Consider the following 15,553-nt stretch of genomic DNA (forward strand, 5'->3'; position numbering starts at 1 on the left):
TTTCACCCACTCTTCTCTGTATCATCATTCCGCTCTGTTCCCAAAATCAAATACTCCATCTCATCTTTGGGGATTTTCCTGAATTCCGGTCCCTTAATTAGATAGAAAACGACCCCGAGCGCAATCCAGATAAACAATGCAATCAAAGACGGTACGCCCATAAATGCTGGTGACGATGGAATAAGCAGGAGTCCCAGAAAAACAACTCCAGTTAACGCGCCTACCATGCTGAACGCTTTTTTAAATGGGGCAACTACAGCTGAAAAAGCCTGGATCGGATTGTATGAGTCACGCGACCATTTGAACAACTTATAGGCAACAACACACGTGTAAATATAAGCGATAGTTACGCCAACTGAAGACATGTTAACAACCCAGGTAAGAACCTGCCGGCCGAACCAAGGCGTTATTAAACACACAATACATGTAAATATAATCCCTGCATACGGTGTTTTATATTTCGAATGCAATTTTCCAAAGACGCTCGGGATAATCTTAGCGCGACCCATTGCAAACAATAAACGGCTGCTCGATACAAAGAATCCGTTTAACCCTGTAAATACTCCCATACAGAGAGCAACTGCCAGAATTAGAATCCCCCAGTTTCCGAAAAGACCGGACATCGCATCTCCTGTCCCCCATTTCGGCTGGCTGTCGACAAGTTCCTGCCATGGCATAGCCAATGCCGTAGCAGTTATCATCAGTACATATATAAGACCTGCACAAATGAGTGAGAAAATAATCAGCATGAACCCTTTTTTAGGGGAAAAATTAAACTCCTCCGCTGCTTGCGGGACATTATCAAACCCGACAAATGCCCATGGTGCGATGGCCACAATCAAAATAATACTTGACCAGGAAGATATATCCGGATTATACAATGGCTGCAAATTACTGAAAGCGGTTTCCGGATGCATGACTGCCCCCACAAATAAAAAGAGTACACCGATAATCATGCAAATAACGAAGATAAATTGTATTTTTCCTGATAAATTTGCCCCGCGGAGATTCATATAAGCAAACGCAATTAATGCGGCGCTGGCGATGAGTATCTCGACAAAATAAACATCCCATCCCGCTATATTGTACATGTATCCTTGTTCCGCAACAGCGGGAAATATATATTTAAGTACCAGGGCCAAAGCAGAAGCATTTAAAGCGACGATACACGTATAACCTAATACCAGGAACCATCCCGCTATATATGCATGATTTCGCCCAAATCCCTTAAATGCATACGCAAATTCACCACCTGAAACAGGAAAATTTTCAATCAAAAAACCATAACTGACGGCTATAATCATCATTAAAACCGCACCAATACTGAATCCGATAATAGCACCAAGCGGACCGGATCCTCCCATCCATACAGACGGTTGTACAAAAGCACCCCAGCCAATCGCCGACCCCAATGCAATTGCCCAGACCCATTGCGGCTTTAATGTCTTTGCCAACTGCTCTCTTTCTTTCATAACGTATACACCCTCCAAATTCGTAATATGAAAATCACAATCCAACCCCTAAAAACAACTCCTCTGATTCATCCTCCTGTATTGATAACGCTTTCATCATATCGCCGAAATAATATATTTTCAATAATAAATTCGCTTTTTATAAATGAAAATAAACATAACGCTTATTCAAAAGTTTTATAGACAAAACTCTCTGCCAAAACATAGACAGAGAGTTTTAAATGGCTTAGTTACCCCACGCACTGTAATCAAGATGTTTATATTTATCCAGAAAGCGCGTCGGCATCTTCAGTGCATCTTTACGAAATGGCGGTGCCAGTTGCGTACCATCAACATAAATGTTCAATACAGCCGGTTTGCGTGCCTTTAACACTTCCTTAATTGCCGGTCCAATCTCTTCCGGCTTTTCAATCGTATAACCAAGCGCTCCCATCGATTTAGCCACCTCGGCAAATTCAGGTGCACTGATGTTGGAGCCGACATAACGGTCATCATAATAGTCCACCTGATTTTTCTTTTCTGCAGCCCAGGAGCGGTTGTTGAAGACACATGCGACTACCGGGATATTTTGCTCCACTGCAGTGCTCACTTCATGCAGACTCATCCCCCATGCGCCATCACCAATAATGGCAAAAACAGGTGCATCCGGTTCCGCAAGCTGGGCACCAAGTGCGGCTGGATAAGCAAAACCGGTGTTTCCAAATGTCAGTGCCGCAATATGTCTGCGGGTTTGATTGAATCTTAGATACGCATTTGCCGTTGATGAAACATTGCCGATATCAGACGAAACAATCGCGTTTTCTGGCAGCACTTTGGTCATTTCCAGCAGTGCACGGCGCGGATTAATCGGATTGCCATTTTCCATTGCCAAATCGACCAGTTCATTCTCCCAATCTTCTTTCAGCTTGCCGACCTTCTGCAGTTTCGCATCGTCTTTTCTGCCAGCCGGCATCTCAGACTTGAGCCTGCGATAAATCTCGTCACTTGCCGCTTTGGCATCACCGATAATTCCGACTTCAATCGGGTGGGTACGGCCAATTTGGCGCGGATTAATATCAACCTGTATGATATTGGCACTCTTCGGAAAATAATCAATATCATAGCTTGGCAGTGTTCCAAATTGGGACAACCGTGTTCCGACTGCAAGCACAACATCGGCATCTTTCAACGCATACATCGCTGCTTTGGATCCCATATATCCAATCGGACCAACACCAAGCGGATGATCTGCCGGGAACGCATCATTGTGCATGTACACACATGCTGCAGGCGCCGATAAATGTTCGGCAATTTTAACAACTGATTCCACCCCATTCGCATCAACTGAGCCGCGTCCGGAAATGATTGCCGGGTTTTTCGCATTTTTCAGTAATTCCACAGCCCTTTCAACCGATTCCGGATCACCGAACCCTCGTTTGTCCGAACGATACTGGTCGGGCTTTAGAATATAGTCTTCCATTTCACCATAGAAAAGATCGCGCGGGATATCAAACAGAACCGGACCGCGTTCAGCATAGGCAATCCGGAAAGCCGTCCGCAAATTGTCGGCCACCCTGTTCACATTGGTCACCGTGACCGTTTCTTTCGTAATATCTTCAAAAATCGATACCTGGTTTGCCTCCTGAAAGCCGTCCAGGCCAATCGAAGCGGTTCCGGCTGAAGGTGATATCACGACCATCGGACTATGTGCCTGGTTGGCTGCCGCAACCGACGTCACCATATTGGTAATCCCCGGACCATTTTGCCCGACAATGACACCCGCCTTCCCGGAAACACGTTCATACGCATCTGCCATATGACCGGCACTTTGTTCATGGCGCACCGGGATAAAACGGATTCCGGCAGTCGGGAACAAATCCAGCATATCCATGAAGGCGGAACCGACGATACCGTAAACCTGCGTAATTTCTTCCGCGACCAATGTCTCAACGATTGCTTCACTCGGTGTCATTTTTTGTTTTTGCTTTAACCCCTGTTTTACTTCTTCTGTTTGCTTAGCCATAAATGATTCCTCCTCTTTTTATTTATCATCAACTTTCATCCTGTGAAAGCTGAACCAATCGATACGCACCATTTTTGCTTACTATATTTTTTAACGATTCCAAAAAGAGCTCTGTTATCGATTTCAGGACGTGTTTGTTGTGGTAAGCAATATAAAGGTTCCGTTTAAATCTGACATTGGTAATCTTATAAGCTTCTAACAGACCCAGTCTTTGCTCTTTTTTAATCGCAGTCCTTGAAATAATCGAAACACCCAGGCCCGATTCCACCGCAGCTTTAATAGCTTCCGTGCTGCCCAGTGTCATGGCAATGTTCAAATCATCATAAGTAAGCCCGGCTTTTTCCATATAATAGTTGACCACTGACCTTGTTCCGGAGCCTTCTTCTCTGACAATGAGAGGCGTCTCTTTTATTTTCTCCAGTGTGATCATCTCGTTCATACAGTTAAAAAAATTCGGTGCGGCAACCAGGATCAGTTCATCTTCCAAAAAAGGTTCAATCGTAATATTGGGGTCTTCGATTGGTGTTTCAATCAACCCCACATCAATGACCTGATCCCTGATTTTGTCAACCGTCTGTCGTGAATTGGAAATAGCAACTTGGATTTGAATCAGCGGGTACATTTCTTTGAATTCTTTTAGAAATTCGGGCAAAACATACTCACCAATCGTTAAGCTGCACCCCATTGCCAACTCGCCATAAATGGTACTCTCCATCTGCATGATTTCTTTTCTGGCGATATCATTCATCCGGACAATTTCCCTGGCGTATTTTAATAAAACGTTTGCAGAACCGGTCATCTCCACTTTTTTGGTTGTACGCTCGAACAGCTTTGTTTTTAACTCATCCTCAAGTGCCTTGATCTGGGATGTGATGGTCGGCTGGGTCACATATAAAATTTTTGCCGCTTCGGAAAAGCTATTCTTCTCAGCAACCGCAATAAAAGTTTTTAAACGCTCATAATTCACATATATAACCTTCCAGTCTGCCGAAATGGCATAATTTTTAAATACTGTGAATGACCGAACTCACCGTATCGACGATAAAGTCCAGATCTTCCTCCGTGCTTGTAAGCGGCGGTGCAATGATCAGGATGTTATTACCCCCGGGTACTGTTTGACCGTTTCTGCCAATTATCAAACCCCGCTGTTTGCATTCCGACACAATCTGATTCAATATCGACTCATCCAGCGGTTCTTTGGAGACTTTGTCTTTGACCATTTCCAGTCCCAGTAAAAAACCAACCTGTCTGATTTCGCCCACATTTTCATGATTTTTCAAGTCATGTAATTCAATTAATTTGGAATTGCTCAGATCATTTACCCTGTCAACAATGTTTTCTTTTTCAATGATTTCGATATTCTTCAGTGCGACTGCACATGCGGCAGGGTGACCGCCATATGTCGAGACATGCCGGAGATGGTTATCTTCTCCGTCTTCCTTAAATACCTGATAGATTTCGTCCTTGACGGAAGTTGCCCCAAGCGGGAGATATCCGCTGGTCAGCCCTTTTGCCATTGTCACGATATCCGGCTGAATTCCGGCCGCATGTTTAAACCCGAACATTTTTCCTGTCCGCCCGAAACCGGATACAACTTCATCCATAATTAACAGGACACTGTGTTTCCGGCAAATTTCCGACACGCGCTGAATATATTTCATGGACGGGATAATAACTCCGCCGCCGGAAATGAACGGTTCCATAATCACAGCAGCTACCGTTTCTTCCCCTTCCCACTTGATCATTTCCTCCAGTTGATCAGCTGCCCGTAAATCTTTTTCCTCTGCAGAGCCGGAATACAATGATCGGTAACTGTACGGCGGGGCAACATGCAGGAATCCTGGTGCACCCGGATCATATTTAAACCGGCGATTTGCCTGTGCGGTTGCACTTAACGCCCCCATTGTCGAACCGTGATAGGCTCTGTACCTGGAAATAAACTTATATTTTCCCGGATTGCCTGTTTGAATATGGTATTGCCGGGCTATTTTGAATGCAGTTTCATTTGCTTCCGACCCGCTGTTGGAAAAAAACGTCTGGTATTCTGCCCCAAGCAACGAACTGATCTTATTCGCCAGCTGAATAGCCGGCTGATGGTTCATTGTCAGAGGAAAATAGGACAATTTCTTCATCTGCTCTGCCGCTGCATCGACTATTTCCTGTCTGCCATACCCCAGGTTCAAACACCATAAACCGGATACACCGTCAAGATATTGTTTACCGTCCCCATCTGTAAACCATGATCCAGCTCCGGAAACAGCCACCAGTGCCTTTGCATCCGGATCATACTTATGCATTGCATTCCAAAGATGCGAGGTCTGATCTGCTGCCGTATGCTCCATCTCAACCTTTGCCTTCATATTCCTCCCCCATTTCTGTCAGATTTTTACCAGGCCGTAACTGAACTGCTTAACAGTTGGCCCGTTATTACAGCTATACTGGTTTATGACATCGTGACGTCCGTACCAGTTATTCAATCTATAACCAGTATATGCCACATACCTGGTTACATTCAATACTTTTTTGTTAATTCATTCATTTCAAAAAACAAATAAATCTTATAAAACAATTTTATAAATACCCTGACGCCTGACAGAACAGGAGCGATAAAAATTATTATGGGGCCCTATCAGCCGAATTTTCGCGACAAACTGATTTGGAATGAAAACATATCACTCCTGTAGAACCCTTTTTCCAGTTCAATTACATCCTCGTTTTGTCCTTTAATAATCCGTTCAGCGGTAAGTACACTGGTTTCAGGTGAAATAAGCAGATCCGCTGCATCTTCTTCTGGCAAAAAGTCACTCCCAATTGTCTGACTGGCTTCAGCAAACCATATTCCAAGTTCATTTTGTTCAATTTCATATAGTGTTGCATCGTTTAAATCATATTTAATAAGTTCCTTCCCGATTTCAACGGGATAATAATGGCACTCAATACCAATCGGCTCATAATCGGCATACCGCAGCCGCTTAATAAAATAAACCTCGCTAAAGCCGGTTTTTTGCTGAACATATTCGGAGGGGATGAGCGGGCTGTGTGTTATCAATTTTGCCCCAGGCTTCATCCCCATTTGTTTAATGATGTCCGTTGTGCTCGTTAAATTTCCGAGCCAGTCATGAATTGGTTTAAATAAAACAAACGTACCTTTGCCATGCCGTTTTTCGAGTATACCTTCACGGACCAGCAGATTAATTGCTTCGCGGACCGTGCTTCTGCTTACATTATACTGATCCATGTAATCACGTTCACTCGGAATTTGTCCTGTCAGTGTTCCACTTGTAACTTCTTTTTCTATTATCTTTTTTAGCTGCACATGTAATGGTATTGAAATTTCATAATCTAGTTTCACTTGTGACATATCCTCTCTCTGTTTAGATAACCTAAGAATAGCAAAATAGAATGCAAACATGAAGGTTTACATTTTAAATGTATCATAATTGCTGTATCTGCAACTACTTTCCAAACGATTGGCTCGGTTATAAACATGCAAGTATTATGAGGCATTGACATCCAAAGACTACAATTGTAATATAATACTACACGTGTAATCTAATCGTAAGGAGGCTTAACATGTTTTTACATAAAACGCCATAAACGCTGCAAACAAATTTAAAATCCGATAGAAGGAAGGGATCAAAGTGAGAACAACCAATTCATACAAATCTGGTGTACGTAACATAACGCTTTTCGTGGTTCTGCTTTCCCTGAGCATACTAACAGCGTGCGCAAATGCAGACAGTGATACCGAAACAACATCTGAATCCAACAAGAAGAATAAAAATGAAACAGAGCAAACGATTAATTTGGATGAAAAATTTGCCGGTATTGAAAGTGAATTTGACGCCCGAATTGGTGTCTTTGCGGTTGATACGGAGACAAATCAAACCGTTGCTTACCATCCGGATGAACGCTTCGCCTATACATCCACCTTCAAAGTTTTCGCGGCGGGAATTCTGTTAAAACAAAACGATATACAGGATCTTGAGAAGGTTATTACGTACACCAAAGATGATGTAGTTACCTACTCTCCCGTTACCAAAAAACAAGTGGATACCGGTATGACATTGTTGGAAATCAGTGAAGCGGCAATCCGGAAAAGTGATAATACGGCAGGAAACATTTTACTGGAGGCACTCGGGGGTCCTGAAGAATTTGAAAAAGCGTTACAAAAAATCGGGGATGAAGTTACCAATGCTGAACGATACGAGACGGAATTAAATGAGTTTGAGCCTGGAAACACACGGGATACAAGCACACCGAGAGCATTTGCCATCAATCTGAAAAAATTCGCGCTCGGTGATTTGCTTCCGGATGAGAAACGTGAACTGCTAAATGATTGGATGCAGGGCAATGCCACAGGGGATTCGCTCATTCGCGCAGGAGCACCTGATGGATGGAAAGTTCAAGACAAAAGCGGTGCAGGAGCATACGGAACAAGAAATGATATTGCCGTTGTACGGCCGCCGAACAGGGAACCAATCGTCATTGCCATTATGACCAGACGTCTTGAAGCGGATGCGGAATATGACGACTCACTTGTGGCCGAAGCAGCCAAAATCACATTAAACGCTTTTAAATGAACCGGAAAATCCGAGGATCACACATGCCTGCCGGAAATGGCATGTGTGATCCTTCACCAAACGAGTTACTCACCAAATTTTTTTAGCCTTTTCCAAATTGGTTAAGCTGACCAGATTTTTTTGCATCGGAATGGGGCAAATCCGGTTATGCTTTCTGATTTTCAAGTTAATCTCATCCAGATCGCTTTCTGTTTCGGCTGTTTGCAGCAGCGCAGCGATTTCCTTTTGCAGTTCCAACCATGGCGGTAAAAATCCGGCATCCTTTACTGTCTTTTGAAAACGTTGAAAGGTATCCATCTGCACATTTTCTTTCGGCAATGGTTTTCCTTTTCCGGGTAAGTTTTTATAGTCATCCTGGTTCTCCTGCATCATGTCACCAATGAAATCATTGTATTTTTCATCCATACACATCGCCTCCTTTCCATTATATTTTATTATTTGTATTCTGGCATGATGCAGTAATTACCTGCCTCATACGCCATTGTTCATATAAAATTCATAATTGACGCAACGGTTAAATTGAGTTACTTTGAGTAAATACCATCGGGTTAAGGAGATGAAAAAATGTCTGTCCTCCACCTGGCAGTATGCGTTGTCCTATCATCGATCATGGTCATTGCCATCATGCTGATTCAAAAATTTTTTAAAAAACAATTATCACCCAAATGGCAATACAATCTATGGTTTCTTTTATTGGTAACATTAACGATGCCCTTCGTTCCAATGCATTTATTGGATGTTGGGAGTCACTTCACTTGGAGTATGGAGCAAACGAGCAACCCGGCCCCTGCCAACACCGTAACCGGTAATCCCGATCCGGAAAATGGAAGTTGGATGCATGATTTTTCAACATCCGTTAACCGAATGGATTTGACATTTTTGGAACAGGTTCTGACCATCTTATGGATTATTGGAATGCTTGTTATGTTTGTATTAACAGTTCACACATACATGAAGCTGCGTCGAATAACGTCCTCCATCACCTTGGTGAAAAATCAGGAGGTTCTGCAGCTGTTCGATCAGTGCAAACACCACCTGAATATATCGCGGCGTCTGGTATTGGCGGAATCATCGCTTGTCAAATCCCCGTTGACATGTGGGATTTTCAAAACCTATATAATCCTGCCAACGGACGCAGAATCGTGGCTGTCCATGGATGAACTGAAATATATCCTGCTGCACGAATTACATCACTATAAATCAAAAGATAGTGCAATGAGTTATCTGGTTATCCTTTTTCAAATTGTATATTGGTACAACCCGCTTATCTGGAAGGCATTCAGGAAAATGCGGTTGGACCGTGAAATCGCATGTGACAGCGCCGTACTGAAAACATTAAATCAGAACGAACATAAAGCATACGGAAACACGATTATTCATGTTGCAGCTGAATCCTATCTCCCAGGGCATTTCGCAATGGCCAATCAATTCAATGATTCCAAAAAACAATTAAAAAAGCGGATTGAAAACATTGCAGCCTATACGCCTGAAACAAAGCTGGTAAAACTGAAAAGCATCATGATTTTTATCCTTCTGACAGGAGTTGTCATAAGTCAGATACCAATAGTTTCGGCAATGCCAAATGGAGATGACCGGATTGAGTTTAACAATAAGCGGACAAAGTATGAGGATTTGAGCAGCTATTTCAATGAATATAACGGCAGCTTTGTGCTGTACGATTTGCAGCAAAGACAATACACTATCTATAATAAAGACAAAAGCACATTAAGGGTATCACCAAACTCCACATACAAAATTTACAGCGCATTATTCGCATTGGAGTCGAAGGTCATTACACAAAAAAATACCGCTATGAAGTGGAATGGAAAAGCATATCCATATCCCGCCTGGAACCAGAATCAGGACTTATTCACCGCGATGCAAAATTCCGTGACCTGGTATTTTCAGCGGCTGGACAAAAAAGTTCAGATGGAGAACATAAAAACTTATCTTGAAAAAATAAATTACGGAAATCAGAATGTCTCCAGTGGAATCGAAGCCTATTGGCTGGAGTCTTCCTTGAAAATTTCACCGATTGAACAGGTGCAAACACTCAAGGACTTTTATACGAACGAATTTGCTTTTAACGCGAAAAACGTTAATTTAGTAAAAGAAGCCATCAAATTGGAGACAAAAGACAATGCAGCATTATACGGCAAAACCGGCACAGGAACAGTCAACGAAAACAATGTGAGCGGCTGGTTCATCGGGTATATCGAAACCAGCAATAATACGTATTTCTTTGCAACCAATATCGAAAACGGTACACATGCAAATGGTAGCATAGCAGCGAAAATTACAAAATCCATTCTGCAGGACAAAGGTATCTATTAAACAGGAAAGGCAGGGATTCAGGTGTCGAAAAAAATACCCACTATTTCAGAATCGGAATGGGAAGTTTTGAAGGTGCTTTGGACAAAGGCTCCGCAAACTGCAAATGATATTATTGCCACCTTGCAAGCCCAAACCAATTGGAAGCCGAAAACCGTTCGTACTTTGTTGGATCGACTCACCAAAAAAGAAGTCGTTGGGGTCAATAAAGAACAGCGAGTCTATACGTTCTACCCCCTGTTCTCCCAGGACGAGTGCCAGCGTGCCAAAACAGAATCCTTCGTCAAACGATTCTATGACGGCACCTTAAAATCCATGCTGGTCCAATTTATTCAGGATGAGGACTTGTCAGAAGAAGATATTCATGAGCTAAAGACTATTTTGGATAAAAAGAACAGGAAAAAATGATAAAGAAGCTGAGACTATTAAAAAGTATACCTCAGAAAACCTAGTCGTCACCAAACCTTCAGGTGACGACGTAAGTTACACCTATGCAGTAAGAAAGATTTATACTTTCTTAGCTGTCAGGAAAGTAAACCAGACAACACCCAGTAACGCGACCAAACTGCAAATCACAGGCAAGGTCAGGAATACCCATTTACCAAGAACCCAGTTACCAAGAATGGATCCCAAGGTAATTCCAATATACATGGCTGTTTGATTCCAGGCCATCGCACTCCCCAGTTCATAAGGGAACCGTACAGTCAAGCTAGCCTGAAAAGAAGAAAATGAAACATAGCCGGCAAATGACCAAATTCCCAGCAGCGGCCAGAGCCACCAACCCGTGTTAAACAAGAAACCAATCAGAGCAAGACTGATACTCATGATTAACAGACTCCCAATAGATACTACCCTGGCATTCCAAAAATCAGCCAAACGCCCGCCAGATAAGCTGCCAATTATAGCTCCAATCCCGTATACAACCAGTGCCGCAGCAACCATTTCGGACGAAAAATCACGAGCGGATTTCAACCCTGTTCCAAGGTATGTATACAATCCATAAACAGCTCCTGCCCAGAACATGGTGACCGCAACATTCACAAGAATTTTTCCCAATTTTCCTTCCCCGGGGGCGGCGGATTTTGCAGGCTGCGCTTGACCTGACTTTTTCGGCCAGATTTGTGCATTAAACACCGCAAGTAAGATGGTTGCTAAGGCAAGCGCAAAAAAGATGACCCGCCAGCCGAACACCTGGTCCGCTATCGTTCCAAGCGGGGTGCCGCTCCACAATGCAGTCAAAAAGCCTGACGTAACAATTGACAACCATCTTCCACCTTTTCCCTCAGGTGCAACATCCCCTGTAATGGCAAAAATAGAAGAGGTAATCATGGAGGCGGAAAGCCCGGCTAATACACGACTCCCTACAAGCAACGGAAATGCAGCGGCAAATCCGGTAATCATATTGGCAGCCGCAAATCCAATCAATCCATATACAATCATCTTGCGTCTGCCCCACTTATCTGACAAAGCCCCAAACCATGGCGCACCAAGTGCATACATAATGGAAAAAGCCGTAACCATCCAACCCGCTTTGGATGGCTCAATATGAAATTGCTCCGCTATCGATGGCAGGAGCGGTGAAACGACAAACAAATCCGTACCAATGATGAATAGCGTAATCCAGCCGGCAAACAGCTGCCAGCGCTGTATCCAATGTTGTTGCATCATGTGTATCCCCCAAATTTCAGGAACAATCACGAATCAGGTCAAAGACACGCTCTCTTCCCCCGTCCATACCTATTTCCCCAAAAGTGTTTCCAATAAAATTATAACGCTAAATCTAATTCAGGTCAGCGAAAACACTCCGTACAGCCGTTCAAACAAAATAAAGATGAATAGTCACGGTACCAGTAAGAAACATTAAAAGTGTACTTAAATAACTGAGTAAGGAGTAGATGATTACATGGATGGGAAGTCATCAAGAAACCGCAAGTCTGTTGATAAAAACAGTAAAAATGAACAACTGAATCAATACCGCGTAAAAAACACAGGGGAAGCAATGACGACAAATCAAGGGAAAAAATATCGAACGATGAGGACCAGTTGAAAGCTGGTGATCGCGGTCCTTCCCTGCGTCAGGACTATGAATTTTTTGAAAAAATGACCCGTTTTGGAAAAGAAGAGATACCGGAAAGAGTGGTTCATGCAAGAGGGTATGGCGCGCACGGCGACTTTGAATGTTATGAGTCAATGAAAGAGTATACAAAAGCCGGATTTTTACAGGAAGCCGGAAAAAAGACTTCTGTTTTTGTTCGTTTTTCAACTGTACAAGGAAGCAGAGGGTCCAAGGATACGGCAAGGGATATGCGCTGCTGGGGTACGAAATTTTATACCGAAGAAGGAAATTATGATCTGACAACCATCAATATGCCTGTAAAAATCAATCAGGATGCGATGAAATTTCCGGACATGATGCATGCCTACTTTCCTAACCCGCGTACAGGATTCCCGCAGGCCAGTGCCGCACATGACAACTTTTGGGACTATGTAGCCAATAACCCCGAATCACTGCACCAGGTGATGTGGATCATGTCTGACCGGGGTGTACCAAGAAGTTATCGAATGATCGAATCGTGGTCAATTAATACGTATCTGTTTGTCAATGACCAAGGGAAAGCAACCTTTGTACGATTTACCTGGAAACCGCTCCTTGGTGTGCATTCACTGCTTATGGATGAGGCACAAAAAATCGGTGGCATCGACCCTGACTACCACCGACGCGACCTAAGGGAGGCCATTGACCGTGGTGCTTATCCGGAGTATGAACTCGGCGTCCAGCTGATTCCAATGGAGGATGAATTCAAATACGACTTTGATGTTCTTGATCCTTCCAAGTTTTGGCCGGAAGAAATTGTTCCATTTCATCCTGTCGGTAAGATGACCCTGAACAAAAATGTCGATAATGAGTTTGCGGAACTGGAACAAGTCGCATTTAACCCGGCAAATGTCGTGCCCGGCATTGATTTTTCCAATGACCCCGTCCTGCAGGCAAGGTTGATTGCATATCAAAGTACACAATACCATCGTCTGGGTGCCAATTTTCAGGATATACCGATAAATCAGCCGGTTTGCCCGTACCATAATAATACGCGACGTGGCGCCATGAGGTACCGGATTGATGTTGACCAGGTCGACTATCATAAAAATTCACTGGCAAATAATACGCCAAGCACAACACCGCCGGAAGAAGGCGGGTATGAACATTACCCAAAGAAAGTGGAAGGCCAGGCGATACGTGCCCGGAGCGAGTCGTTTAAGGATTATTTCACACAGCCAAGGATTTTTTGGAACAGCATGGCACCTATCGAAAAGAAGCATACTATTCAGGCATTGAGCTATCAGCTTGGCAGAGTTAAAAACGAATCCGTACGCCAGCAAAACGTCAACTTACTGGTTAATGTGGATAAGGAAATGGCCTGTACCGTCGCTGACAATATTGGTGTCGAACAGCCAAGCGGATCCCATGTACCGGTTACAACAAGTTATCCTTCACTCAGCATGGTCAACAGCCCTTATTCCGCGTCCACACAAAAAGCAGGGATACTGATTGGTGATAGCTTCCAGGATGAAGAAGTAACAGATGTACTAAACGCACTGAATCAAAACGGGATTTTCACTGACATTATAAGCGAAAAGCTTGGTACGGTCACTGGTGCAGGCGGCACAAAACTAAAAGTTGATTATACATTTATGACAACAAGTCCATATTTGCTGGATTCGATCTACATTGTTGGCGGCAATTCCATGAATCAGGCAAAATTTAATTCGGATGTTGCGTATTTCATGCAGGTAGCCTATAAACACTTTAAGCCGATTGGTGTTGCCTCAACCGGACAGTCTTTTATCCAGCCATCAGAAGAAAAAAATTTACTAGGTGTTATTTCATCCGCAAATAACCCGGATTTTACGCAGGAGTTCATCTCCGCAATTGGTCAGCAGCGCTTTTGGGAAAGGAAATGATTGAAGCGCTTTGGATAAATTTTTTGGCTTCATCAAAAACCCCTTTGGATATCCAAAGGGGTTCAATGTTTTTTCATCTATTTGTATTCTCCAATAATCTCGACCACATCTTCAACCAGGGACGTGTCAATCGCTTTATCAAGGTCCACTTCTCCCTGTATACCACCATTTTCCTTATACATTTTATATTGCCGTTCAATGTCGTCAACAAACATGCGGCCATTAGGATTCAAGCCGGTTACGCCTACCTTCTTCCACAATTCCGGGTCCTTAAGCGCTGTATGCTCCGTCATGATTTTGATAATCTCTTCTTTGTCCCCTTCACCTTTCACAAACACATCATTATAATCACGGACACCTTTTAAATATGCTGCCATGAACCGCAGTGCCACATCACGGTTTTCACCAACAAATTTTGGTGAACCGAGTACCATGGCAATTTGCGCTTTAGGGGCAAAGTCAGCAGCAACATCGCCAAATTTCACATGTACACCACTCTCAATTCCTTTGGTAAGCAATGGTTCGATTTGCAAAGCTGCATGGATTTGCTTATTTGCCATCGCAGCCAGCATGTTCCCAAAATTGGACATTAAGGTGAACTGCACATCGTCTCTGGTTAATCCGGCATGCTCCAGCATTCGCTGAAAAATATAATCATCTACCGCATTCTTGGTGGAAATGGCAATTTTTTTACCCTTTAAATCGCTGTAATCCGTAATCTCATCCTGCAGATCTTTCCGAAGTACAAATGTGAAATACGAGTCGCCTTTAATATTATGTCCTTTATCAGCGATCATCCGAACATCAATGCCCTGGGCAATCGAATTGAAAAATGATGCAGAAGAAATACCGCCGGCAACATCAATCTTCCCCGCCGCAAGTGCCGGCAGCATTTGATCACTGTTGCTGAATTTAACGAATTCCACATTGATATTGTATTCCTTAAAATATCCACGTTCTTTTGCAATGTAAAAACCAGCACCTGACGCGGATCCATCTTCGGCAATTTTTACTGTTGCTGTTTCATCAAGCGGCTCAAGTGTTCCATCAGCACCAACAGATCCATCCTGCCCTTTATCATTTGCCTGATCCGTTGTACCCTGGTTTTGCTGCGAATCACCATCTGACTGATTTGCACAGCCCGCCAAAGCAAGCATGACAATTAGGATAAAAATTCCAATTAATGTGAATCCCTTTGCCTTCAT

Annotated in this window: 11 protein-coding genes and 1 pseudogene; 4 read left to right on the forward strand and 8 right to left on the reverse strand. The window is 43.3% G+C overall.

The features are described 5' to 3' along the window. Positions 1-2 precede the first annotated feature (2 nt). The 5 genes from ABD010_RS17640 to ABD010_RS17660 form a co-directional block, all read right to left on the reverse strand. Entirely contained in the window at positions 3-1,472 is a 1,470-nt protein-coding gene (locus ABD010_RS17640) for an APC family permease (RefSeq protein ID WP_343816142.1), read from the reverse strand. 226 nt (positions 1,473-1,698) lie between these two features. Continuing rightward, positions 1,699-3,474, reverse strand: coding sequence for a sulfoacetaldehyde acetyltransferase (xsc, locus tag ABD010_RS17645; RefSeq protein WP_343816144.1), 1,776 nt, complete (start codon positions 3,472-3,474; stop codon positions 1,699-1,701). A 28-nt stretch (positions 3,475-3,502) separates the two neighbouring features. Further along, positions 3,503-4,441 (reverse strand): selenium metabolism-associated LysR family transcriptional regulator, encoded by a 939-nt coding sequence (locus tag ABD010_RS17650; RefSeq protein ID WP_343816147.1) that lies wholly within the window; start codon positions 4,439-4,441, stop codon positions 3,503-3,505. A 37-nt stretch (positions 4,442-4,478) separates the two neighbouring features. Continuing rightward, a complete protein-coding gene (locus ABD010_RS17655) occupies positions 4,479-5,834 on the reverse strand; it encodes an aminotransferase (RefSeq protein WP_343816150.1) in 1,356 nt (451 codons plus the stop codon). A gap of 269 nt (positions 5,835-6,103) precedes the next feature. Beyond that, the gene (locus tag ABD010_RS17660; protein ID WP_390350839.1) at positions 6,104-6,826 is read right to left on the reverse strand and encodes a GntR family transcriptional regulator; all 723 of its coding nucleotides are present in this window, start codon (positions 6,824-6,826) and stop codon (positions 6,104-6,106) included. Between the two features lie 283 nt (positions 6,827-7,109). Here ABD010_RS17660 and bla point away from each other — a divergent pair, with 283 nt between their 5' ends. Next, a complete protein-coding gene (bla, locus tag ABD010_RS17665) occupies positions 7,110-8,057 on the forward strand; it encodes a class A beta-lactamase (RefSeq protein WP_343816412.1) in 948 nt (315 codons plus the stop codon). A 69-nt stretch (positions 8,058-8,126) separates the two neighbouring features. Here bla and ABD010_RS17670 read toward each other — a convergent pair whose 3' ends face one another. Then, positions 8,127-8,462 (reverse strand): DnaJ family domain-containing protein, encoded by a 336-nt coding sequence (locus tag ABD010_RS17670; protein ID WP_343816154.1) that lies wholly within the window; start codon positions 8,460-8,462, stop codon positions 8,127-8,129. 159 nt (positions 8,463-8,621) lie between these two features. Here ABD010_RS17670 and ABD010_RS17675 point away from each other — a divergent pair, with 159 nt between their 5' ends. Both ABD010_RS17675 and blaI read left to right on the forward strand, forming a co-directional pair. After that, entirely contained in the window at positions 8,622-10,391 is a 1,770-nt protein-coding gene (locus ABD010_RS17675; protein ID WP_343816156.1) for a BlaR1 family beta-lactam sensor/signal transducer, read from the forward strand. A 21-nt stretch (positions 10,392-10,412) separates the two neighbouring features. After that, positions 10,413-10,796 carry a penicillinase repressor BlaI gene (gene blaI / locus ABD010_RS17680; RefSeq protein ID WP_343816158.1) on the forward strand — a complete coding sequence of 128 codons (384 nt, stop codon included), beginning with the start codon at positions 10,413-10,415 and terminating at the stop codon, positions 10,794-10,796. A 99-nt stretch (positions 10,797-10,895) separates the two neighbouring features. Here blaI and ABD010_RS17685 read toward each other — a convergent pair whose 3' ends face one another. After that, positions 10,896-12,056: an MFS transporter gene (locus tag ABD010_RS17685; protein WP_343816160.1), complete on the reverse strand. Its 1,161-nt coding sequence runs from the start codon at positions 12,054-12,056 to the stop codon at positions 10,896-10,898. A gap of 235 nt (positions 12,057-12,291) precedes the next feature. Here ABD010_RS17685 and ABD010_RS17690 point away from each other — a divergent pair. Beyond that, positions 12,292-14,348 (forward strand): annotated as a pseudogene (locus ABD010_RS17690) (catalase). A gap of 77 nt (positions 14,349-14,425) precedes the next feature. On the opposite strand, the gene ABD010_RS17695 reads toward ABD010_RS17690, so the two are convergent. Continuing rightward, positions 14,426-15,553 (reverse strand): ABC transporter substrate-binding protein, encoded by a 1,128-nt coding sequence (locus tag ABD010_RS17695; protein WP_343816162.1) that lies wholly within the window; start codon positions 15,551-15,553, stop codon positions 14,426-14,428.

This window comes from Virgibacillus siamensis (assembly GCF_039522605.1).
In the GTDB taxonomy this organism is placed as follows: domain Bacteria; phylum Bacillota; class Bacilli; order Bacillales; family Amphibacillaceae; genus Lentibacillus; species Lentibacillus siamensis.

What these genes read in the sequence shown, in the direction of transcription:
- ABD010_RS17640 (WP_343816142.1), bottom strand. Translation starts at nt 1,472, where the DNA reads ATGAAAGAAAGAGAGCAGTTGGCAAAGACATTAAAGCCGCAATGGGTC.
- xsc (WP_343816144.1), bottom strand. Translation starts at nt 3,474, where the DNA reads ATGGCTAAGCAAACAGAAGAAGTAAAACAGGGGTTAAAGCAAAAACAA.
- ABD010_RS17655 (WP_343816150.1), bottom strand. Translation starts at nt 5,834, where the DNA reads ATGAAGGCAAAGGTTGAGATGGAGCATACGGCAGCAGATCAGACCTCG.
- ABD010_RS17670 (WP_343816154.1), bottom strand. Translation starts at nt 8,462, where the DNA reads ATGGATGAAAAATACAATGATTTCATTGGTGACATGATGCAGGAGAAC.
- ABD010_RS17675 (WP_343816156.1), top strand. Translation starts at nt 8,622, where the DNA reads ATGTCTGTCCTCCACCTGGCAGTATGCGTTGTCCTATCATCGATCATG.
- ABD010_RS17685 (WP_343816160.1), bottom strand. Translation starts at nt 12,056, where the DNA reads ATGATGCAACAACATTGGATACAGCGCTGGCAGCTGTTTGCCGGCTGG.
- ABD010_RS17695 (WP_343816162.1), bottom strand. Translation starts at nt 15,553, where the DNA reads ATGAAGGCAAAGGGATTCACATTAATTGGAATTTTTATCCTAATTGTC.